The sequence below is a fragment of the Polaribacter batillariae genome, from assembly GCF_017498485.1.
Lineage (GTDB): Bacteria > Bacteroidota > Bacteroidia > Flavobacteriales > Flavobacteriaceae > Polaribacter > Polaribacter batillariae.
Genome location: NZ_CP071795.1, coordinates 3,261,528 through 3,285,490 on the forward strand (window position 1 = coordinate 3,261,528; position 23,963 = coordinate 3,285,490).

Sequence of the window (23,963 nt, forward strand, 5' to 3'; positions counted from 1 at the left end):
TGATTGATTGTTCAATCAAAATATTTTTTACTATATTAGCCCAATATTAATTAAACAAGTGTTGTTTAACTATTTAATCAATAGAAATAAAACTGTTTGGTAGTATATAAAAACTAACATTAACTAATTAACCTTAATTTTTTTTATGAAAAGAGCAACAAAATGTTACGTCTTCTTAAAAAGTGGAAACAGTATTAAAGTAATAAGTTTTTTATTGTTATTGCTTTTTGCTCATCAAGGGTGGGCACAATCAATTAAAATAACCGGTAGTGTTAAAGACGCCGAGACAAACGAGCCGTTACCTGGAGCCAGTGTTTTAATAAAAGGAACTACTACAGGAGTAGTTGCAGATTTTGATGGTAAATATGAAATTATTGTTCCTTCCAAAAAATCGATACTCAGATTTTCATTTGTAAGTTTTTTAACCCAAGAAATTGTAGTGGGGGAAAAAACGAACATAAATGTTACTTTACAACCAGATTCCCAAGCATTGGACGAAATAGTGGTAGTTGGTTATGGTACAAGAAAAAAAGCGAATTTAACAGGTGCAGTTCAAACAATTTCTGCAAAAGAACTAGAGAATAGAGTTGTTGTAGATCCTTTAAAAGCTTTACAAGGTGCCTTACCAGGTTTAAATATTACCTATGGAAATGGAAGGCCAAATGAATTGGCAGATATTAACATTAGAGGATTTGAATCTCTGTCTGGAGGAGCTCCTTTAATTGTAATAGATGGAATTCCATCAGATATTAGACAGTTTACAGAGTTAAACCCCTCTGATATAGAAAGTGTAACCACCTTAATGGACGCTGCTTCTTCTGCAATTTATGGGGCAAGAGCATCTTTTGGGGTAGTATTGGTTACAACAAAAAGTGCAAAAAAAGGTAAATTAAGTGTTTCTTTTGATACCAATACATCGTATAGAAATGCTTTGCACGTTCCAGAATATATTTTAGACCCATACACTGTTCAAGAAAACCGTGTTACTGGTGCTGGAGGGTGGTATGATTTAAGAAGTGTTTGGGGAAACAGTAGTTGGGATTTGTTAAGAAAATTAAGCGACGAAGGAACTGAAGTAATTGTAAACCCAGACAATACGAATAGATATTTATATGCAGGAAGAACAGAATGGTACAAGGAAGCAATAAATAAGAATGCTGCTTCTACAATATACAATTTATCATTATCTGGAAGTAACGATAAGGTAAGTTATTTTATGTCAGGAGGTGTATCTTCTACGGATGGTGCTTTTAAATATGGAAAAGATACTTTCGATAAGTACAACTTAAGAACAAAGCTAGATTTTAAAGCTTCAGACTGGTTAACGATTTCCAATAATTCATCATTTGTTTTAGATGAATACGATGAACCATCTCAAGGTTTTAATTTTAATGGACTTCGAAATCAACCTACAACAGATGTTATTAGGAATCCTGATGGATCATGGACGCAATCAGGAGCAAGTATCTTTGGTCGTTCTTCTGAAGGAGGGCGTGCAACAACATCAAACTCAAGATTTTCGACCTTTTTTACAGTAAAAGGATCTTTTTGGGAAGATTTATTAACTGTAACAGCTAGGGCGAGTTATATGAAAAGAGATAGAATGTACGGTAGATATTCACTTCCTGTTAGTTACAACAATGGGCCAAACAGTGGTGGGGTTTTAGGAGCCTTAACAGTAGCAAGACGTGAAGCAATACAAACAGTACAAAATGTTTATGATGTTTTTGCAGATCTTAAAAAAAGTTTTGGTAATCATAATTTACATTTATTAGTAGGGTACAATCAAGAATATCGTTCTCAGGTTCGGTTTTTTGCAGAGCGTAGAGATTTAATAAGTACAAGTGTGCCAAGTCTCGAATTAGCAACTGGAGATCGTGATGTTGAAGAAGAAATTTGGGATTGGGCAACTCGAAGCGGATTTGGTAGATTTCTTTACGATTACAAAGGTAAATATTTATTGGAGTTAAATGGAAGGTATGATGGAACTTCAAGGTTTTCAAAAAACGATCGTTTTGGTTTTTTTCCTTCTGTTTCCATTGCTTGGAATATTGCTAAGGAAGATTTCTTTAAAGACATAGCGGGTGAATATATAAGTAGTTTAAAACCTAGGTTTTCCTATGGTTCTCTGGGGAACCAAGATGTAGATTCTTACGCGTATTTAGCATCGATGTCATCTAGAGAAACAACTACTATTATTGGAGGAAATCAACAAACTACATTGCTTTCTCCAGGCCTTGTTTCAGGTTCGTTAACTTGGGAAACAGTAAGATCAACAAATTTTGGTTTAGATTTTGGTTTTTTTAACAATCGATTAACGGGAATTGCAAATTATTACGAAAGAGAAACCCTAGATATGTTAACAAAATCGAAGCAATTACCAGGAGTATTAGGAACTTCTGAACCGCAACAAAATGCAGCAGATTTAGTAACTAAAGGTTGGGATTTTTCTTTAAGATGGAGAGATGGATTTGAGATGAAAGGATCAAGATTTAATTATAATTTTGGTGTTGTTCTTGCAGACAGTCGTTCTTGGATTACCGAATTCGATAACCCTAATGGTAATTTAAACGATTATTACGTAGGATACGAAATAGGTACCATATTTGGGTTTGAATCAGATGGGCTATTTCAATCAGAAGAAGAAATTGCAAATCATGCAAATCAATCAAATTACTGGTCTTACCCAGATAAAACTCCTCCAGCACCTGGTGATATAAAATTTAAAGACTTAAATGGTGATGGTGTTATAAGAGGAGCATTAACTATAAACGATCTGCAAGATGAACGAATAATTGGAAATAGAAGATCTAGATATACAATTGGTGTAAATTATGGAGCTAATTGGAAAGGATTTGATTTTAGTATGTTTTGGCAAGGTGTTTTAAAAAGAGATTGGTATCCTGGAGGACTCGATTTTTGGGGATTACGTACAAGTCCTTGGAGTAACTTACAAAAATACAACCATAATAATACCTGGACACCAGAAACACCAGATGCTTACTTACCAAGAGTAAAAGGGTATGCAGCTTCAAACTTTAGTGGAGCAGAGATTTTACAAGAAAATACAAGATACCTTCAAAATGCATGGTATATGCGCTTAAAGAATGTAACAGTAGGTTATACCTTACCTGAAAATTTCAATAAAAAAATGGGTATTGATAGATTAAGGCTCTATTTATCGGGAGAAAACTTAGCGACGTTTACGGGATTAAAAAACCCGAATATCGATCCAGAAACACTTAATACTGGTTATCCAATGCAGAGTTTGTTTGCATTTGGTTTGAATCTAAATTTTTAAATTAAATACAAAATGAAAACAATATATTTTACATTTTTAGTTCTTCTTTTAGTCTCATGTAATGACGACTATTTGGAAAGATTTCCTCAAACGGAAATTAGTGAAAAAAACTTTTTCAATAATGTCTCTGATTTAGAAACATATAGCTATCAATTTTATGATTACCTAGGAGCAAGTTTTTGGGACAGACCCTCAGACAATACAACTGTTGAAAAAGGCGCTATTAGACGCTTAATGTTAGGTAATGTAACTGCCGATAACTCAAGTGGATGGGGTAAAAATAATTGGAGCAGATTAAGATCTATAAATTTCTTTTTAGATAATTTTGAAAAAGCACAAGGCAACCAAGAAGATATTAATAAATTCGCAGCAATGGGCTACTTTTCTAGAGCTATGTTCTATATTAACAAAGTTCAAACCTTTAGTGATGTTCCTTGGTATGGTACTGTATTAAATACAAATAGTGAAGAATTGTATAAACCAAGAGATACCAGAGAATTTGTTGTAGAGAAAATTATAGCCGATTTAGAATTTGCGACAACAAACCTTAAAAGCGAAGGAGATAAAACAATTTTATCAAAATGGGCAGCATACGCACAATTAGCACGTTTTTGTTTATATGAAGGTACGTACAGGCAATATCATGCAGGAGAACAAGATTTAAATGTTACGACACCTCCAAAATATTTTTACGATAAAGCAATAGAAGCTGCAAATGCAATAATAAATTCAAATGAGTTTTCGATCCAATCGGGTAATTATGGAGATTTATTTAACGGAGTAATAGATTTAGCGGGCAGCCCTGAAACTATTATGTATCTAGACTACGAAGACGATAAAAGAGAACATGGTGCAGAGTTAGTGTTAGATTATGAAAATGGAGTAAGTCGATCGATGGCAGATTCGTATTTAAAATTAGATGGTACCTTTATGACATCTACAGACACCGAAACATTAGAAATAAATGATGCATTTACAGGAAGAGACCCTAGAATGGTGCAATCACTTTTCTATCCAGGTTATATTGTACCAACAGACACCAACCCATATAAACTACCAATTGGTAAAACAGGTGGCTATGCGCAAATTAAGTTTATGCCTAATGAAAGAGATACCCATTGGGATGGTTTTGCAACCGTTCATACAGACCTTCCTTTATACAGGTATGCAGAAGTACTGTTAATTTATGCAGAAGCAAAAGCAGAACTAGGTGAGTTAACGCAAAGCGATTTAGATAAATCTATAAATAAACTTCGTTCTAGAGTAGGAGTGGCACCATTAAAAATAAACCCTCCAATAGATCCTTCACAAGAAGCTTTATATCCAAATGTTTCTTCATCACAAAAAGCAGAAATTTTAGAGGTTAGAAGAGAAAGAAGAGTCGAATTATTTGGAGAAGGACATCGTTATACAGATATGATGCGTTGGAAAGTAGGAAAGATTTTTGAAAAACCACAAAGAGGAATTTATGTTCCACCTTCAGGTTTGGTTGATATTACAGGAGATGGTGTTGCAGATTATTTTATTAGTGACGATGGATCAAATGATCCAGGAAATTTACCAAGTGGAATAACTAGATTAATTACTAGCGAAGATACTGTTCCTATTTTTCTTGAGTTTGGAAAATCTGGACACATAATGTTCAAATTAGAACAAACAAGTATTGGTACATTTGTGGAGCCAAAGTATTACTATAGACCAATACCAACAAATGAAGTTCTCGTAAATCCAGAATTAAAACAAATATTTGGTTGGTAATTTTCATTTTATAAATAAATAGCCGTGTATAAAAATAAAAAATATATAAAATCATGAGAAAAATTTCTAAAATAAGTTTATTTGCTATTTTTTTCGCTGTAAGTTGTATGCAGCCAGAAAAAATAGATGTTGATGTTGTACCAAACCTTGCTAATATTACAGAAGTAATGGTTGGTTCTATGAGTGAGACAGGTGCATTTAGCCCTATTACAGTTTCTTTAAATGAAATTGATACCGAGAAACATACCATAAAAATGTATCTAGAAACATTTGCTTCTATTGAAAATGTATGGGCAAGTGTGCGATTAGAGACAGGGTGTAGTATTGAGCCTTTAAATGGGTCACCAGAATTTGGAGGAGTTGGTAATTTTTTATCAAGCTCGTACAGAGTTACAGCACCATCAGGAGCTACTGCAGATTGGACAATATCTATAGAACAAGACCCTAATATGCCAGATATTAGTTGTTTAACAGATTTTTGGTCTGGAACCGGAGTTAATGGAGCCGATACTATATTTCCAAGTTACAGCCCATCAACAGTTACTGCAGTGCAAACAGATTGTACGCATGTTACTTTAACATTTGAGTTTTGGGGAAGTTCAACTCCAGAAGTGGTTTTTGAACTTGAATTAGGGGAACCAGATTCATCAGACTTTACAGGTTCTATTACTCTTTTGAATGACGTGTCATTCGAATCATTTGGTTATAATTGTAAATATACTGCTGGTCCCGCAGGAACTTACGATTTAAATACATTTACATTAAACGTAGATCCAGTTTTTGAAGGATATGGAGGAAGAACATCCTATCCATTTAAATTTTCAAAAAATTAATATTTAATAATAAATAAAAATGTTAAATCATAAAATATAATTTTTGTTTGAGTTAATTTGATTTGAGTAAGAAGAGAAAGGTATAATGTCTTTCTCTTCTACTTTAATAATCAATTATAACTTGCCAAATTCTTATTATATTAAATGATTTAATTAAAGATGAATAAGATATTTTATATTTTTTTAATTGCATTTAGCATTCAAATTAGTAATGCTCAAAATAACGAAAAAAAAGTACTTTTTGTAATTGTTGATGGCATTTCTGCAGATGTTATCGAAAAAATACCTACTCCAAATTTAGATATTATTGCCAAAGAAGGTAGTTATACACGTGCATATGTTGGAGGATTAAAAGATGGGTATTCTAAAACCCCAACGATCTCAGCAGTCGGCTATAATAGTCTGCTAACAGGTACTTGGGCTAACAAACACAACGTTTGGGGAAATGGGATTGTGGCTCCTAATTACAAATATTGGACTATTTTTAGATTTGCAAAAGAGCTGCATATTCCAGATTTAAAAACCGCTATTTTTTCTACTTGGTTAGACAATCGTACCAAATTAGTTGGCGAAAATCTTCCTGCTACAGGAAACCTACAACTAGATTATCATTTTGATGGTTTTGAAAAAGATACCTTAAACTTTCCTCATGATAAAGAAAGGATGTTTATTCATAAAATAGATGAACACGTGGTAAAAGAAGCATCAGCATATATTAAAAAAAAATCACCAGATCTCTCTTGGGTATATTTAGAATATACAGACGATATGGGACATAGATTTGGCGACAGCGAGCAATTTTACAATGCTGTAAAAATTATGGATAAACAGATAGGTAGTTTGTGGAATGCGTTAAAATATAGAGAGAAATCGCATAACGAGAACTGGGAAATTTTTATTACAACCGACCATGGAAGAAATCGTAAAACAGGAAAAGGACATGGAGGACAAAGCGATAGAGAACGACTTACTTGGATTGTTACAAATGCAAAAACAAACTCTTATTTTAAAACAAAAGAACCAGCAATTGTAGATATAATGCCTACAATTCTACGCAGTCTTAACCTTAAACCCAAAAAAGAACAACTTTGGGAAATAGATGGGGTTCCATTAACAGGAAAAGTATCCATTGCAAATGCTACAGCAAATCTTAAAAACAATAAATTACAGGTTAATTGGGAAGTGCTAAATAAAAAAGGGAAAGTAAAGGTGTATATAGCAACTACAAATAATTTCTCTAAAGGTAAAAAAGATCAATATATACTGATGAAAAATATCAAAACTAGGAAAAAAGAAGTGATAATCGATGTCTCAAAATTTAAATCATCTTTTTATAAAGTTGTTTTAGAAGGAAAATACAATACCATTAACACTTGGGTAATTAATAAATAACATTTAATAAGCATGAAAGAAGTTCAAAATTCTAAAAGAAGGGAGTTTATAAAAAAAATCGGATTGGTTGCAGGTGCCTCAGCAATAGCTCCCATAACATTGTCGGCTCAAAACAACACGACTAAAAGTAGCAAAAAAAAGGTGCTTAGAGTTGCACATGTCACAGATATTCACATGTCAGATGGTAATGATGCGCCCAATCGTTTTAAAAAGTGTATAGCAGACGTAAAAAAACACAACGTCGATTTTTTTCTAAATGGAGGAGATACAATTATGGCTGCAGACTATGGAGACATTACTCGCGAAAGAGTATTAGAGCAGTGGAAACTTTGGGACGAATTAAAACAAGAATTCAAAGAATACGAAATGTACAGTTGCTTAGGCAATCACGATATGTGGTGGGCAGCTCCAGATAAAAAAGATTCAATGTATGGAAAAGACTATGTAATTAAAAGAATGGAAATGCAAAGCAGGTATTATAGCTTTTTTAAAAACGGATGGTATTTTATAGTGCTAGACAGTAATAATTCTAGAGCAGGTTCCTTAGATAAAGAACAGCGTGCTTGGTTAGAAAATGAATTAAGCAAAATGCCAAAAGATGCTTCAGTATTAGTAATGAGCCATTACCCGATCTTGGCTGTAAGCACCATTCCTTATGGAGGTAGTCATACAGATAGTAAATACATTATGAAGTTATTTTATAAACATCCAAACAAAAAAATACATTGCATTAGTGGTCATATGCATTTGTTAGATACAGCCATTTATAATAACGTAAATTACTACTGCAATGGTTCTATGAGTGGTTATTGGTGGGGAGAAGGAGATAAAGATTCTGCAGGCAAATATTGGTATCACGAAACGCCTCCTGGATATTCTATTATCGATTTCTTCGACGATGGATCTATAAATAACATCTATTATCCACATCCTTATTAATCTAATACCCGTTATTGTTTGAAATTACTGGAAAAGAAATGGATAATTTTTTTCTTTATATAAACAAGAAAACGAAAGCATAGCCTTAGCTACGGTTTTTTTTATTCTGAAATAGAAAGGAAAAAAAGGCGATTTATTACAGGATTTTCAAATGATAAATGGTATAAAAACATAACTTTAGAAGAAACCTTAGAGGTCATTTACAAATCAAGATAAAAATCCTATACATCCTGTAAAGGATTTTTTTTATTTAAACAATGTTCACTTTTTTTGTAACTTCGCTTGTTTTAATTTTAAAAGCATATAATGAAAGTAGTTGTTGTTGGAACGGGTTATGTTGGGTTAGTTTCGGGAGTTTGTTTTGCGGAAATGGGAAATACAGTTACTTGTGTAGATATTGATAAAGAAAAAATAACCCTCTTAAAAAATGGAATAATTCCAATATTTGAACCTGGCTTGACACAGATGGTTCAAAAAAATGCAAAAAATAAGAACCTTTCTTTTACTACAGATTTGTCTTCGGTTATTAAAAACACCGAAATTATTTTTATAGCTGTAGGAACTCCTATGGGCGAAGATGGCTCAGCAGATTTACAATATGTTTTAAAAGTAGCGAGTTCAATTGGGCAAACAATGCAAAATAAGTTAATTGTTGCAAATAAATCTACAGTGCCTGTTGGAACAGCAGATAAAGTAAAAGAAGTAATTGCAAAAGAGTTAAAAATTAGAAATGTAATTATTGATTTTGATGTCGTTTCCAACCCTGAATTTCTAAAAGAAGGAGATGCCATTAACGATTTTATGAAACCAGATCGAATAGTTATTGGTACAAATTCAGAAGCTGTTTTTACAAAAATGGAACAATTATACTCACCCTTCTTTAGAACTCACGATCGTTTTATAAGAATGGATGTTCGTTCTGCAGAAATGACAAAATATGCCGCAAATGCGATGCTGGCAACTAAAATTTCTTTTATGAACGAAATTGCCAATATTTGCGAAAATGTAGGGGCAGATGCAAATAAAGTACGGTTAGGAATCGGTTCAGATAAAAGAATAGGGTATAGTTTTATTTATCCAGGAGTTGGTTATGGAGGTTCTTGCTTTCCAAAAGATGTAAAAGCTTTAAAAAAAACAGCAGAAAACTGTGGATATGAAGCAAAATTAATCGCTGCTGTAGAAGAGGTAAACAACAGTCAAAAATTAGCAATTGTTAACAAGGTAATTGCAAAGTTTGGAGAAGATTTAACAGGGTTCACTTTCGGTTTGTGGGGGTTGTCCTATAAACCAGGAACAGACGATATGCGAGAAGCACCTTCTATCTATACAATTAAAGAATTGGTAAAAAGAGGCGCTGTTGTTAAAGTGTACGACCCGAAAGCCACTAAGAATGCAAAAGCGTTTTATTTAAAAGAGATTCGAAATATTGTTTACTGCAATACGAAATACGAAGTTTTACAAGATTCAAGTGCTTTAATTTTATTAACAGAATGGAAAGAGTTTCGTTCTCCAGATTTTGAAGAAATAAAAATACAATTAAAATTTCCTATTATTTTTGATGGTAGAAATCAGTACAATGCTTTTAATTTAAAGGATAATGGATTTGAGTATTACCAGATTGGGAAAGAATAGTGTAAAATTATTCTTAATTTAAGAAGAAAAAAAACATGAAATTTTCTAAAACAGAAACGAATTCTTATTATTGGATTAATGATTAAGATAGTTTTTGTATTTTCGCTACCTTAAAATAGTTATTGTTGATGAATATTGAATTGTCGGAAAAAAAGATAGTAGTAACAGGCGGAGCTGGCTTTATCGGCTCTAATCTTTGTGAGACACTTCTTAATAAAAACAATAAGGTTGTTTGTTTAGATAATTTTTCAACAGGAAAAAAAGAAAATATAATTCCTTTTTTAGAAGATTCTAATTTTACCCTAATTAACGGTGATATTCGAAATATAAAAGATTGCTTAAAAGCAACAAAAAATGCAGATTATGTTTTGCATCAGGCCGCACTGGGTTCTGTTCCAAGATCAATAGCAGATCCAATAACCTCTAACGAAGTTAATGTTTCTGGCTTCTTAAATATGTTAGTCGCATCAAGAGATCATAAGGTAAAAAGATTCGTGTATGCAGCAAGTTCATCTACTTATGGCGATTCGGAATCACTCCCTAAAATTGAAGATAAAATAGGAAAACCGCTTTCTCCTTACGCGGTTACGAAATATGTAAACGAGTTGTATGCAGCTGTTTTTTCAAAAACGTATGGTTTAGAAACCATTGGATTGCGTTATTTTAATGTTTTTGGACGCAAACAAGACCCCAATGGAGCTTATGCGGCTGTAATACCAAAATTTGTTAGTCAATTAATGAATTTAGAATCTCCTACAATTAATGGAGATGGAAATTATTCAAGAGACTTTACTTATATAGATAATGTAATTCAGGCCAATTTATTAAGCTTAGTCGCGGATAAAAATGCGATAAATACAGTTTATAATATTGCGTACGGAGATAGAAATACGTTAAACGATTTAATAGGATACCTAAAATTTTTTTTATCAGAATACAATCCAGAAATAAAAAATATTGTGGTAGAATACGGGCCTAATAGGCAAGGAGACATTCCACATTCACAAGCAGATATAAATAAAGCAAAAAAAATATTAGGCTATAAACCTGAGTTTTCTTTAAAAAAAGGATTAAAAGAAGCAATAGATTGGTATTGGAATAATTTATAAATATGAGCGAGATTAAAATTGCAATAATAGGTTTGGGCTATGTTGGGCTTCCTTTGGCAAGATTGTTTGCTACAAAATATCCAGTAGTTGGTTTTGATATTAATAAAACGAGGGTATCTGAATTAATGCAAGGAAAAGACGTTACTTTAGAAGTTGAAGAAGATATTTTAAAAGATGTTTTAATTGATGATGGTTCGAACGAAAAAGGACTTTTTTGCACCACAAAACGAAACGATATAAAAGATTGTAATTATTACATTGTTACCGTTCCAACACCAGTAGATAAAAATAACAGACCCGTTTTAACACCTTTAATAAAGGCGAGTGAAACTGTTGGAGCTGTTTTAAAAAAAGACGATATCGTAATTTACGAATCGACAGTGTATCCTGGAGCAACAGAAGAAGAATGTGTACCTATTTTAGAAGAGAAATCTGGACTAACATATAACAAAGATTTTTTTGCGGGTTATTCTCCAGAAAGAATTAATCCAGGAGACAAAAAACATACCGTAGAAAAAATTTTAAAAGTTACATCTGGGTCAAATTTAGAAACTGGAAAAAAAGTAGATAATTTATATCAATCGGTTATTATCGCAGGTACTCATTTAGCCCCAACCATAAAAGTTGCAGAAGCAGCAAAAGTGATAGAGAATTCTCAAAGAGATATCAATATTGCTTTTGTAAATGAATTGGCAAAAATATTCAATTTAATGGATATTAATACCAATGATGTTTTAGAAGCTGCAGGCACAAAATGGAACTTTTTACCATTTAAACCAGGTTTAGTGGGTGGACATTGCATAGGTGTAGATCCGTATTATTTAGCGCAAAAAGCACAAGAATTTGGATATCATCCAGAAATTATTTTAGCAGGAAGAAGAGTAAATGATGGTATGGGTAAATACGTAGCGTCTGAAGTTGCAAAACTAATGATAAAAGAAGATGTTGAAGTAAAAAATGCAGATATTTTAGTTTTAGGAATTACGTTTAAAGAAAATTGCCCCGATGTTAGAAACACCAAAGCAGTAGATGTTGTTAAAGAGTTGATAGATTTTGGAACAAATGTTACTATTTACGACCCTTGCGCCAATCCTTTAGAGGTTAAAAAAGAATACAATTTAGATTCTCAAAAAAATATTCCTCATAAAAAATTCGATGCAATCATATTAACAGTTGCTCACAACGAATTTAAAAAACTCAATTTAGATAAGTTGAAAAAAGAAAAATCTGTGGTTTACGATGTTAAGAATTTTTTAGAAACAGAGAAAATAGACAAATCGCTTTAAAATGAAGAATTTTGCACTCATAGGAGCAGCTGGTTACATTGCACCAAGGCATTTAAAAGCCATAAAAGACACCAATAATCATTTAATTGCAGCTTTAGATAAGTTCGATTCTGTGGGGGTTATGGACAGTTATTTTCCAGAAGCCGATTTTTTTGTAGAATTTGAAAGGTTTGATCGTCATATAGAAAAATTAAAAAGAGCAGGAACACAATTAGATTATGTAAGTATCTGTACGCCAAATTATTTACACGATTCTCATATAAGAATGGCGCTAAGAAGAGGAGCTCACGCAATTTGTGAAAAACCAATCGTGTTAAACCCTTGGAATATAGATGCTTTAGAAGCCATTGAAAAAGAATCACAAGGAAACATTAATACAATTCTTCAATTAAGATTGCACGAATCTATTATAAAATTGAAAAATAAAGTAGCTTCCGAAAACAGAAAAGAGAAATACGATGTCGATTTAACATACATTACCTCAAGAGGAAAATGGTATGATATTTCATGGAAAGGAGATGAAAGTAAATCAGGAGGAATTGCAACCAATATTGGAGTACATTTTTACGATATGTTATCTTGGGTCTTTGGAAGAGTACAAGAAAATAAAGTTCATTTAAGAGAAAACCACAAAGCAGCAGGCTATTTAGAATTTGAAAACGCCAGAGTTCGATGGTTTTTGTCTATTGATGAAAATGATTTGCCAGTTCATATCAAACAAATCAACCAAAGAACTTTTCGTTCTATAACTATAAACAATGAAGAAGTTGAGTTTAGCGACGGTTTTACTGAATTACATACAAAAAGTTATCAACAAATATTAAAAGGAAATGGTTTTGGTTTGGAAGATGTTAGACAGTCTATACAAATAGTTCATGATATTAGAAATAATCAGATTTTTAAAAGTATCAATAACCATTTCTTTAATAAATAGATTATTATTATATATTTGCAGAAATAAAATTTCAACTCTGAAAGACTTATTTATGAAAAAGAACCTAATAATTTTTGGTACCCGACCAGAAGCTATTAAAATGGCACCTTTGGTTAATCAATTTTTAAAAAATCATCGATTTGAAACTAGAGTTTGTGTAACAGGTCAGCATAGAGAAATGCTAGATCAAGTACTAGACTTTTTTGACATCACACCCGATTATGATTTGAGTTTGATGAAACCCAATCAAAATTTATATAATTTAACAGGCGAGGTTATTTCGGGATTAAAACCAATTCTAGAAGAATTTCAACCTAATTTTGTATATGTCCATGGCGATACGACGACGACGATGGCAGCAAGTATTGCAGGGTTTTATTCAGGAGCAAAAGTATGTCATGTAGAAGCAGGTTTACGTACACATAATGTGTTATCGCCTTTTCCAGAAGAGATGAATAGGCAAGTTACAGGAAGAGCTGCAACTTATCATTTTGCACCTACAATAAAATCACAGGAAAATTTACTTAAAGAAAACATTCTCAAAGATGATATTTTAGTTACAGGAAATACTGTAATTGATGCATTATTAGAAAGTTCCAACCGAGTAGAAAGTTTGCAAAACGAAGAAATTACACATCTTCAAGAAAAAGTAGATTTTAACAAAAGAATTTTATTAGTTACTGGTCATAGAAGAGAAAATCACGGACAAGGATTTATCAATATTTGTGCGGCTCTAAAATATATTGCAGAGGAAAACTCATCTGTAGAAATTGTATATCCTGTACACTTAAACCCAAATGTATTGAAGCCAGTTAATAAACTATTGGGTAAAGTTAAAAATATTCATTTGGTAAAACCATTATCATATCCATCATTTGTTTGGTTGATGAATAAAAGTTATTTGATTATTACCGATAGTGGTGGTGTACAAGAAGAAGCGCCAAGTTTGGGAAAACCTGTTTTGGTGATGCGAGACACGACTGAACGACCAGAAGCAGTAGAAGCAGGAACGGTGATTTTGGTAGGAACTGATACGCAAAAGATTATTAAAGAAACACAAGAATTACTAGACAATTCTGAAACATATACCTCAATGAGCGCTTTACACAATCCGTATGGAGATGGAAAAGCGTGTCAGAGAATTATTGAGTTTGTTTCAAAGTTGTAACAAATGAAATTATTAATTGATTGTTCTAGTTTGAGAGTTGGAGGTGGGATTCAAGTGGCCGCTTCTTTTATTTATGACTTAAAGATTATTAGTTGTAAAATTAAGCGATATACTATCGTTCTTTCGCCACAAATGAAAACAATTTTTGATAGAGAATTGTTTGATAAAAAAAAGTTTGAGTTTATTGATTTGCCCACATCTATTTATTCATATTTATTCAAAAGAATAAATAAGTTACAAAGTATTGAAAAGAAAGTGTCTCCAGATATAGTTTTTTCAGTTTTTGGTCCCTCATACTATAAAAGTAATGTACCTAAACTAGTAGGTTTTGCACTTGCACAATACTTGTATTATGAGTCTCCATACTTTAAAACATTATCAAAGAGAGATTTATTTAAATTATTTATTTTCAAAAAAACTAAACTTTTTTTCTTAAAGAATAGATCTACATCTCTAGTTTTTGAAACTAAATTAGCTGAAGAAAGATTTAATCTTTTATATAATAGGAAAAATAAAAAAAAAACATACATAGTTTCCAATGCATTGAATCAAGTATTTCTTGATAAGAAAATAAGTTATGAAAGGAAAGATGCAGAAGTTTTTAATATTTTGGTTTTATCATCAAATTACAAGCACAAAAACATAAACATTATTCCTATAGTAATTGATTATTTACTAAAATCAAATAATGAAAAAAAAATTAAATTTATTTTAACATTAGATGAACAAGAAGTAAATTTTGATAAAAAATATGATAACCATATAGATTTTATTGGAGAGGTAGATATTGAAGATTTACCAAAACTATATTCTAACGTAGATATGTTGTTTATGCCTACTTTATTAGAAACTTTTTCTGCTTCTTATATAGAAGCCATGTACACAAGAAAAATAATTCTTACAACCAATTTGTTGTTTGCAAAAGATATATGCAGAGATGGCGCAGTTTATTTCACCCCCTTAAGTGCTAAAGATGCAAGTGATAAAATAAATTTCATAATTAAAAACGATGTTTTTAGAACTAAAATAATTAATTTAGCAGCAAAAAATTTTAGACGATTTTATAGTAGTCTAGATAGGACCGAAAAATATATAAAAATAATCGAATCATTAAATGAAGAAACATATGGGTAATAATATGTTTTTTATTCTAGCTTATTTTCAAATTTAAAATTTATGAATACAAGAAAGGTAGTAACTATAGGTTTAGGCTATATTGGGTTGCCAACATCTGCATTAATAGCACAAAATGGAATTCAAGTTCATGGCGTCGATGTAAATCAAAATGTAGTGGACACTATCAATAGAGGTAAAATTCACATTGTTGAGCCGAGTTTAGATATTGCAGTTGAAGAATCAGTTAAGAAAGGCTTCTTAAAAGCAGATATTAAACCTGTTAAAGCGGAAACTTATCTTATTGTAGTTCCAACACCTTTTAAAGGAAACCACGAGCCCGATATATCATATGTTGAAGCTGCAACTAAAAACATAATTCCCTTATTAAAAGAAGATGATTTATACATTATAGAATCAACTTCTCCAATTGGTACTACAGAAAAAATGATGCATCTTATCTATTCTGAAAGACCAGAGTTAGAAGATAAATTAAACATAGCATATTGTCCAGAAAGAGTTTTGCCTGGTAATGTAATGCATGAATTAGTGTATAATGATAGAGTAATTGGTGGTGTTGACAAAAAATCTACCGAAAAAGCATTAAATTTTTATAAACAATTTGTTAAAGGAGCATTGCACGCTACAAACGCTAGAACAGCAGAAATGTGTAAATTAACAGAAAATTCTTCGAGAGATGTGCAAATTGCATTTGCTAACGAGTTGTCGTTAATTTGTGATAAAGCCGATATCAATGTTTGGGAGTTAATTAATTTAGCAAACAAACATCCGCGTGTAAATATTTTACAACCTGGTTGTGGTGTTGGAGGACATTGCATTGCTGTTGACCCTTATTTTATAGTCTCAGAGTATCCAATGGAATCTAAAATAATAGGAACAGCACGTGAAGTAAATAACTATAAATCGTTTTGGTGTGCAGAAAAAATTCAAACAGAAAAACTAAAGTTTGAATTAAACCATGGAAGAAAACCAAAAATAGCATTAATGGGTTTAGCCTTTAAACCAAATATTGATGATTTAAGAGAATCTCCAGCAAAATATATCGTTAATAAAGTTTTACAAAACGATAATAATGGAGAATATTTTATTGTTGAGCCAAATATTGAAGAACATAATGTGTTTAAAATAACAGATTATAAGGAGGCTTGCAGTAAAGCTGATATTATAGTATTTTTAGTAGCTCATAATGAGTTTAAGGAAGTGTCTATTGGTGGTAATAAAGTTATTTTGGATTTTTGTGGGATAAATCGAGGCGAATTCTTAATATGAATGTTTTTTCAATTTTAAATGTTAAGGGAGAAAAAATAAAGTCTTATACATTAGGTAAGATTTTTTTATTTTTAACATCTGTTTATTTCTTACCTAGAGGACAGAATTACAAAACTTATTTTGGTTTAATTTTAACTATGGTAATTTTATTTTTTTTTACATACAAAAAAAATAAAATAAGTCATACTAAAATGTTAGTTATAGCTTTTTTAAGCTTTGTTCTATTTACTTTAATTAGAATTTTTACACTTAATGTCTCTTTGGAAAAAGACATTACCGAGGTAGCTCGTTTATTTTTACCAGTTTATTTGTTAGTAATGTCATCTTCTTTCAAAGGTTTCACTTTTAACCATTTAATAAGGATTTTGACATTGGTTGTTTTAGTAGATTTTTCTATAACCCTAATGGAGTTTTTTATCGCTTATACATCTGATACCTCAATTTTTAAGTTGATTAAGGCTAACTATTGGGCTGAAACACATTGGGTTTCGAGAGGGAGAAGTAAAGGTCTTTTTTCAGGGCCAGGGCAACATGCTTCATCATCTGTGTTTTTTTTTATTCTTTTTTTATCAAATTATTTATTTAATGAAAGATCAAAAAAAATAATTAATTTATTTATGATTTTTATTTTAGCTTTTATTATTTTTGCTACACTATCTAGGACTGGTTTGATTTGTATGCTTATTTCTTTTATTATTTTAATTTTAATCAAATTTAGAAGAAAAGGATTTAAGTCAATTTTCTTTTTGATGGTTTTATTTAGTTTAGGGTTGTTTTATTTTTTAAAAAACAATTCTGATAAACTAGTTAGATTTGTAAGTCTGTATGAAAGTGGTATCAGTAAACAAACAGTTAATGATAGAAGTTCAATATGGAATGCCTTAAAAGAAAAGGCGTTTGATAATGAAATGTATTTATTAATAGGTTGGGGTAAAGATTATTTTGGTGAAGAAGCTAGACAAACAGATAACGAATATGTGTTTATGTTGTTTTTTTATGGATTATTATTTTTAGTATTCTTCCTAATAACGACTTTAAAATTTGTTCTTTCTTTTTTTTATAATTTTTCTAAAAAAACAACTGTAGAAATCGCTATGTTTACATTAATAATCGTGGGATACATATTTGCTATCCCATCTTCATTTTTTTTTTATATTCCTAACTTAATATTGTTTTCAATTTTAACTATTATTAATAGTAATGAAAAGAATAAACTAATATTCACTAGCTAAACAAATGAAAATAGCACTATTCGGTCCTGGGCATGGTCACAACATGTATTCTTTTATAAGTTACTTTGATAAAGATAGTCGTTTTGAAGTAGATTTTTATTATCATGGAGACAATCAATTTGAAAAAGAATATAATAAGTTAAACTATTTTAAGTTTTCTAAGAAGTTTTTGTACTTTGTATTCAATGTTAGAAAATACGATTTTATTTGGTTAATGGGAGGAGGAAGGCTAATTTATTTATTGTTTATTCCACTACTTTTCAAAAAGAAAAAATGTGTAACGATTTTACATATTTGGGGGGAAACCTTGCCTTTGAGAGCTGTTTCTGATAACATATTTGGAAAATTTACTCGTTTTTTGATAAAGTATTATGAAGTAATTAATTGCAATTGGTACGGGACGGCAGAAATTTTGAAAAAAAAGATTAAAAATGGTTCGGTTAAAGTTAATGTCTTAGGACTCTCTGAAGAGTACTTTTTAAAACCAAACCCTGTAGATCAAGAGATAATTAAACTTAAAAAAAAGGTTAGTAAAAATAGTTATAATTTTTACTACCCGAAGTCTTTTTTATCTGTTAGCAGACACGATTTGGTAGTTGAAGCAGTAAAGATTTTAAAAATGCAAAACTTACCTGCTTTTAAAGTATATTTTATTGACGGCAATGCCGTAAATATAGAGAGGCAAAATTACATTAAAGATTTAGTTAAAAAGTATGATTTGAGTGAAACAGTGATTTTATTAGAGAGAGTTAAATATTTTGATACTAAAAATTTTAATTTAATGTGGGAAGTAATGGACTGCGGATTACAAATAGCTGAACACGATCAGCTATCCAATACAATATTCGAACCATTAATTAATAAAAAAGAGCTTATTATAAGTAATATACCTCCCTACAAATATTTAAAAAAATATTTTGGGTTTGATTTTAATTTAGTACCATTAGATGCAAATAAAATTGCGGAAGAAATGAAGAAAAAAATTTTAAATGAAAATGCTAAAAATCAAGAACAAAAAGAAAGAATAAAAAACATAATTATTGATAAGTATTATTTCAGTACAAATTTTAATAAGGCTTTGAATAAAATGATAAAATGAATATAGCATTATTTTTAAAAGAAAATTTAAAAAATATTCCACCAGACATAGGTGTTATTATTAATAAGTTACCATATGGCCTTAGGCCAGGTATAGGTAAAGTCTACACTAGATCAAAACAGGACATTCATAATTTTGATAACTTTAATACTAATCAAAAACAAGATTTTATATTTCAAAAAGTGAAGAATATTGTTAATTACTCATATAATAATATTAAATTTTACAATACCTACTACAAAGAAAAAAAATTTAATCCTAGCTTATTAAAAAAGTTCGAAGATATAAAGCGTATACCAATCATAAATAAAGCTATTTTAAATTCATACACAATTGATGAGCGGAGTAAATATTTCAAAAATAGTTATAAAGTCAATACAGGAGGCACCTCAGGAACTCCTTTTAGTTTAAATATATTGCCTGATTCTATGGGACATGAATGGGCGCATATGCACACTATATGGAGTAAGTTTGAATATAAACCATCTGATTTAAAACTAGTTTTTGGAGGAAGAAGTAATGTGAAAAATACTATAGATTATGATGTTGTTAGAAACCACTATGCTATAAATATTTATGCAGATTATATCGAGGTATCTAAGGTTTTAAAAAAAATCTTAAAAAGACAATCCATAAAGTATTTACATGGATATCCATCATCTATATACGATTTTGCTACTTATTGTAGGGATTATGATGAGGAATTAAAGTTGGCAATATCAAATAAACTCAATGGAGTGTTTTTAGGGTCTGAGTATCCTCATAGTCACTTTAGAAATGTTATAGAAAAAACGTTTAATACAAAATCCATTTCTTGGTATGGTCACACTGAAAGAGCAGTTTTAGCTTATGAAAGAAATGAAAAATTTGTTTATGAACCTTTCCAAACATATGGATTTACAGAGGCTATAAAAAATGAAAAAGATTATGACTTAGTATCTACCAGTTATTATAATTATGCTAGTCCGTTAATACGATATAATACCCAAGACAAGATAAATGACCTGCACTATAAAGATGAGTTATTAGACTCATTTAAAATTAGTAGAGGGAGAGAAGGGGAATTTGTGATAGATAAAAATAGGAAAAAAATAAGCCTAACAGGTTTAATTTTTGGTAGACATCATAAATTATTTGATTATGCTAAATTTATACAGCTTAAACAACCTGTACAAGGAAAAATAATTATTTTTTTTGTTTCCGAAAATGCTAGTACAGAAATGGCTAAAGAACTATTTGATGCTAAAAATTTAAACTTAGATATAGAGTTTAAGAAAGTTAAAGAGCCTTATAGAACCAAGTCTGGTAAAATAAATCTATTAATAAAATAAAAAGAATTTTGTTATTAAAAATAATTAAAAGTGTTAATCAAAAAGGTTTTTTTCATGTTTTAATAGCAAATTTACTATTTGCTTTAGTAGCATTTGGATCTCAACTATTGGTTGCAAAATTCTTAACAGAACAAGAGTTAGGTTTTATCAAGATTTTTCAAAGTACTACTCAAATTTTAGGAATTTTAGCTGGTTTAGGTTTTAGCACTTCGCTTTTAGTTTTAGCGGCTAATCCAAAAAATTATAATAGAAAAGGAGATTTATTCTGCGTAGCTTTATTTAACGTAATACCAATTTCTATTGTAGTTTGGATATTATTTATGTTTGCGAATTATCTCGGTTTTTCTACTAAAATAGATCAAGTCAAAATTTTGTTTAGTGATTTTTCATTTATAATGATTATTTTAGCTATAACAGCTTTATATACTTCTTTTTTTCAAGCTAACAGAGATTTTAAGAAATTTTCATTTATTCTAATAGTCTCTAAAATTTTATCATTAATATTAATTGTCATAACCACATATTTCTTTGGATATTTAGGTTTTATGCACGGATTATGGATAGGTTTGCTATTGACGTTATTTATTTATGCTTTCTTTGTAAAAAAAAATTATGGACTTAATACTAACTTTAATATTAGTAAATTTTGGGACAAAACAAAAGAGCAATTAAAAATAAGTATACACGGTCTTGGAGCCAATATATTTGGGAATATAGCACTAAACATTGATATCATTTTATTAGGTTATTTTTACTCTTCTAATCCAAGTTTAGTAGGTCAATATGGATTTGCAACTATTTTCATAACAGCTTTAGGAATGTTTCAAGGCACTATTGTACAGGTATCAACTCCTTTCTTTTCTAAATATATAAATAATAAAATCATATTAATTAGTGTATACAAAAAATATAGTTTATTTTTACTAATTGCAGCGTGTTTAGTTCTTCTTTTATGTTATTTCACTCTACCTATGATGATTAAATTATTTTATGGAGAAAAATTTTATTTAGGAATAAAATATTTAGAAATACTACTATTTGCATGGTTTTTTAGAAGTTTAAATGCAATCAATATTTCATTCCTTTTAGGAACAGCTAAAACATATGTAACTAACTATATAAATCTAATATTTGCATTATTAAATTTTACAGTTATTTTTATTTTATTAAATAATAAAGCATCTTTAATTGTCGTAATTTATAGTATTATAACAATTAGTCTTTTAATTTTTATAGCTACTTCAATTTTAGTAAATTTTAAATTTTTAAAGAATAAATAAGTATATTAATGAAACAAATCATACAATCCTTTAAAACAGGAGAAACCATATTAGAAGAAGTACCAGCCCCACAGGTAAAAAGAGGAGCTGTTTTAATACAAACTACCAAAAGCTTAGTGTCATTAGGTACAGAGCGTATGTTGGTAGAGTTTGGTAAGTCCAATTTAATATCAAAAGCTAAACAACAACCGGATAAAGTAAAACAAGTTTTAGATAAAATTAAAACAGATGGTTTACTACCAACGCTTGAAGCTGTTTTTAACAAGTTAGGAGAACCATTGCCACTTGGGTACTGTAACGTTGGAAAAGTAATTGCTGTAGGAGAAGGCGTAACTGATTTTAAAGTAGGTGATCGTGTAACTTCAAATGGGCAACATGCAGAATTTGTATGTGTAGCACAAAACCTAGTAGCACACATACCCGATAATATTTCCGACGAAGAAGCATCCTTTACCGTTATTGGAGCTATTGGTTTGCAAGGCATTCGTTTGTTAAAACCTACCTTAGGCGAAACGATTGTAGTAACAGGTTTAGGTTTAATAGGTTTAATTACAGCACAACTGTTAATTGCTAACGGATGTAAAGTAATTGGTGTTGATATTGACGATGCAAAATTAGAATTAGCAAAACAGTGGGGAATAATCCCATTTAATCCCATTTCCGGTGGCGATGTTGTTAAGTTTGTAGAAGAACAAACCCATGGTGTTGGAGCTGATGGAGTTATCATTACAGCTTCTGTAAAGAATAATGAAATTATTTCGCAAGCAGCAAGAATGTCTCGTAAAAGAGGTAGAATTATTTTAGTTGGTGTGATTGGATTAAATTTAAGTAGAGCAGAGTTTTACGAAAAAGAATTATCATTTCAAGTATCTTGTTCTTATGGTCCTGGTCGTTACGATGAAAACTACGAACAAAAAGGACAAGACTATCCGTTAGCCTTTGTAAGGTGGACAGAAAAAAGAAACTTTGAAGCCATTTTACAAACTATTTCTGCAGGAAAACTTCATGTAAAAGAAATGATTTCTGAAGTTATTCCTCTAAACGACTATTTGAAGATATATGGAGAGATAGGAGCAAGTAAGTCGATAGCCTCTATTTTATCATATCCTAATCAAGAAAATAAAAAACCAAAAAGTGTTGTAACACTAGACAAGAACACTTTTCAAGGAAAAAAAGGAGTTTTAGGAATTATTGGCGCAGGAAACTTTACTAAAATGACAATGCTTCCTGCTTTTAAAAATACGGGAGCAAATTTAAAATATATTGCTAGTCAAGGAGGGGTTTCTGGAACTGCAATGGCTCAAAAATACAACATAGCCAACTCTACATCTGATTACAAAGAAATTTTGAACGACAAAGACGTAGATTTAGTACTTAATACAACTCGTCATAACTTACATGCTTCAATGACTGTTGAAGTGCTAAATGCTGGGAAACATGCTTTTGTTGAAAAACCATTAGCGTTAAATAACGAGGAGCTACAAGAGGTTATCAAAGCGTACCAAAATAATGATAAAACCGTAACAGTTGGATTCAATAGGCGTTTTTCACCACATGCCGAAAAGATGAAAAGTGTACTGGGAAATTCACCTATGAATGTAATTGCTACGATGAATGCAGGGGCAATTCCACCAAATGTTTGGGTACACGATTTAAGAGTCGGAGGTGGAAGAATTATTGGAGAAGCTTGCCACTTTATTGATTTAATAACTTTTTTAACAGGAAGCAAAGTGAAAAGTGTTTGTATGAACGCGATGGGAATAAATCCCGAAGAAAACACAGATAATGCAACCATTTTATTGAAATATGAAAATGGTTCTACAGGAGTCATCAATTATTTTTCTAATGGATCTAAGTCTTACTCTAAAGAAAGGGTTGAAGTATATTCACAAGAGCGAACCATAGTCATGGATAATTTTAGAGTTACCAAAGCCTACGGGTTTAAAGGTTTCTCTAAGTTGAAAACGAAATTAGACAAAGGACACAAAAACCAATTTTCAAGATTGGTTGAAGCCGTTCAAAAAGGAGGAAAAGAGTTAATTCCTTTTGATGAAATTATAAACACAACACAGGCAAGTTTTGCAGCCATAGAAAGCCTTAAAAAAGATACATGGATTGATTTATAGTATTTTTGATGAAACTAAAATTAGCCTTACAATTGTTTAAAAATATGGGTTTTCGATACGTAAAGTATCGAATTGGTCATGCTATTGAAAAAAAAACAGGAAAATTAAAAAGGAAACACCCTACAAATCCTACAAATAAA

The 23,963-nt window shown here is 30.7% G+C and carries 17 protein-coding genes; all 17 read left to right on the plus strand.

What is annotated here, in order from left to right; genetic code table 11:
• The first annotated feature begins 145 nt into the window (after positions 1–145).
• The 17 genes from JL193_RS14470 to JL193_RS14550 all read left to right on the plus strand — a co-directional run bounded on the left by JL193_RS14470 (position 146) and on the right by JL193_RS14550 (position 23,823).
• Positions 146–3,301 (plus strand): SusC/RagA family TonB-linked outer membrane protein, encoded by a 3,156-nt coding sequence (locus JL193_RS14470; protein ID WP_207971465.1) that lies wholly within the window; start codon positions 146–148, stop codon positions 3,299–3,301.
• A gap of 12 nt (positions 3,302–3,313) precedes the next feature.
• Positions 3,314–5,059 (plus strand): RagB/SusD family nutrient uptake outer membrane protein, encoded by a 1,746-nt coding sequence (locus JL193_RS14475; RefSeq protein WP_207971466.1) that lies wholly within the window; start codon positions 3,314–3,316, stop codon positions 5,057–5,059.
• 53 nt (positions 5,060–5,112) lie between these two features.
• Positions 5,113–5,892, plus strand: a complete 780-nt coding sequence (locus tag JL193_RS14480) for a DUF5018-related domain-containing protein (protein WP_207971467.1) — start codon at positions 5,113–5,115, stop codon at positions 5,890–5,892.
• A gap of 159 nt (positions 5,893–6,051) precedes the next feature.
• Positions 6,052–7,284: an alkaline phosphatase family protein gene (locus tag JL193_RS14485; protein WP_207971468.1), complete on the plus strand. Its 1,233-nt coding sequence runs from the start codon at positions 6,052–6,054 to the stop codon at positions 7,282–7,284.
• 12 nt (positions 7,285–7,296) lie between these two features.
• Entirely contained in the window at positions 7,297–8,223 is a 927-nt protein-coding gene (locus JL193_RS14490; protein ID WP_207971469.1) for a metallophosphoesterase family protein, read from the plus strand.
• Positions 8,224–8,529: 306 nt separating this feature from the next.
• The gene (locus JL193_RS14495; RefSeq protein WP_207971470.1) at positions 8,530–9,855 is read left to right on the plus strand and encodes a UDP-glucose dehydrogenase family protein; all 1,326 of its coding nucleotides are present in this window, start codon (positions 8,530–8,532) and stop codon (positions 9,853–9,855) included.
• 128 nt (positions 9,856–9,983) lie between these two features.
• A complete protein-coding gene (locus tag JL193_RS14500) occupies positions 9,984–10,964 on the plus strand; it encodes an SDR family oxidoreductase (RefSeq protein WP_207973485.1) in 981 nt (326 codons plus the stop codon).
• A 2-nt stretch (positions 10,965–10,966) separates the two neighbouring features.
• A complete protein-coding gene (locus JL193_RS14505; RefSeq protein ID WP_207971471.1) occupies positions 10,967–12,250 on the plus strand; it encodes a nucleotide sugar dehydrogenase in 1,284 nt (427 codons plus the stop codon).
• Between the two features lies 1 nt (position 12,251).
• Entirely contained in the window at positions 12,252–13,184 is a 933-nt protein-coding gene (locus tag JL193_RS14510) for a Gfo/Idh/MocA family protein (protein WP_207971472.1), read from the plus strand.
• 52 nt (positions 13,185–13,236) lie between these two features.
• Positions 13,237–14,352 (plus strand): non-hydrolyzing UDP-N-acetylglucosamine 2-epimerase, encoded by a 1,116-nt coding sequence (gene wecB / locus JL193_RS14515; protein ID WP_207971473.1) that lies wholly within the window; start codon positions 13,237–13,239, stop codon positions 14,350–14,352.
• 3 nt (positions 14,353–14,355) lie between these two features.
• Positions 14,356–15,486: a glycosyltransferase gene (locus JL193_RS14520; RefSeq protein WP_207971474.1), complete on the plus strand. Its 1,131-nt coding sequence runs from the start codon at positions 14,356–14,358 to the stop codon at positions 15,484–15,486.
• A gap of 42 nt (positions 15,487–15,528) precedes the next feature.
• On the plus strand, positions 15,529–16,755 hold the full coding sequence (wecC, locus tag JL193_RS14525) for a UDP-N-acetyl-D-mannosamine dehydrogenase (protein WP_207971475.1): 1,227 nt from the start codon (positions 15,529–15,531) through the stop codon (positions 16,753–16,755).
• Complete coding sequence (locus JL193_RS14530) at positions 16,752–17,987, plus strand: O-antigen ligase family protein (RefSeq protein WP_207971476.1); 1,236 nt, start codon at positions 16,752–16,754, stop codon at positions 17,985–17,987. The genes wecC and JL193_RS14530 overlap by 4 nt, the downstream gene beginning before the upstream one ends.
• Before the next feature lie 4 nt (positions 17,988–17,991).
• A complete protein-coding gene (locus tag JL193_RS14535; protein WP_207971477.1) occupies positions 17,992–19,086 on the plus strand; it encodes a glycosyltransferase in 1,095 nt (364 codons plus the stop codon).
• Entirely contained in the window at positions 19,083–20,417 is a 1,335-nt protein-coding gene (locus JL193_RS14540) for a hypothetical protein (RefSeq protein WP_207971478.1), read from the plus strand. The genes JL193_RS14535 and JL193_RS14540 overlap by 4 nt, the downstream gene beginning before the upstream one ends.
• 8 nt (positions 20,418–20,425) lie before the next feature.
• The gene (locus JL193_RS14545; RefSeq protein ID WP_207971479.1) at positions 20,426–21,697 is read left to right on the plus strand and encodes an oligosaccharide flippase family protein; all 1,272 of its coding nucleotides are present in this window, start codon (positions 20,426–20,428) and stop codon (positions 21,695–21,697) included.
• Between the two features lie 8 nt (positions 21,698–21,705).
• Positions 21,706–23,823 (plus strand): bi-domain-containing oxidoreductase, encoded by a 2,118-nt coding sequence (locus JL193_RS14550; protein WP_207971480.1) that lies wholly within the window; start codon positions 21,706–21,708, stop codon positions 23,821–23,823.
• Positions 23,824–23,963: the final 140 nt, after the last annotated feature.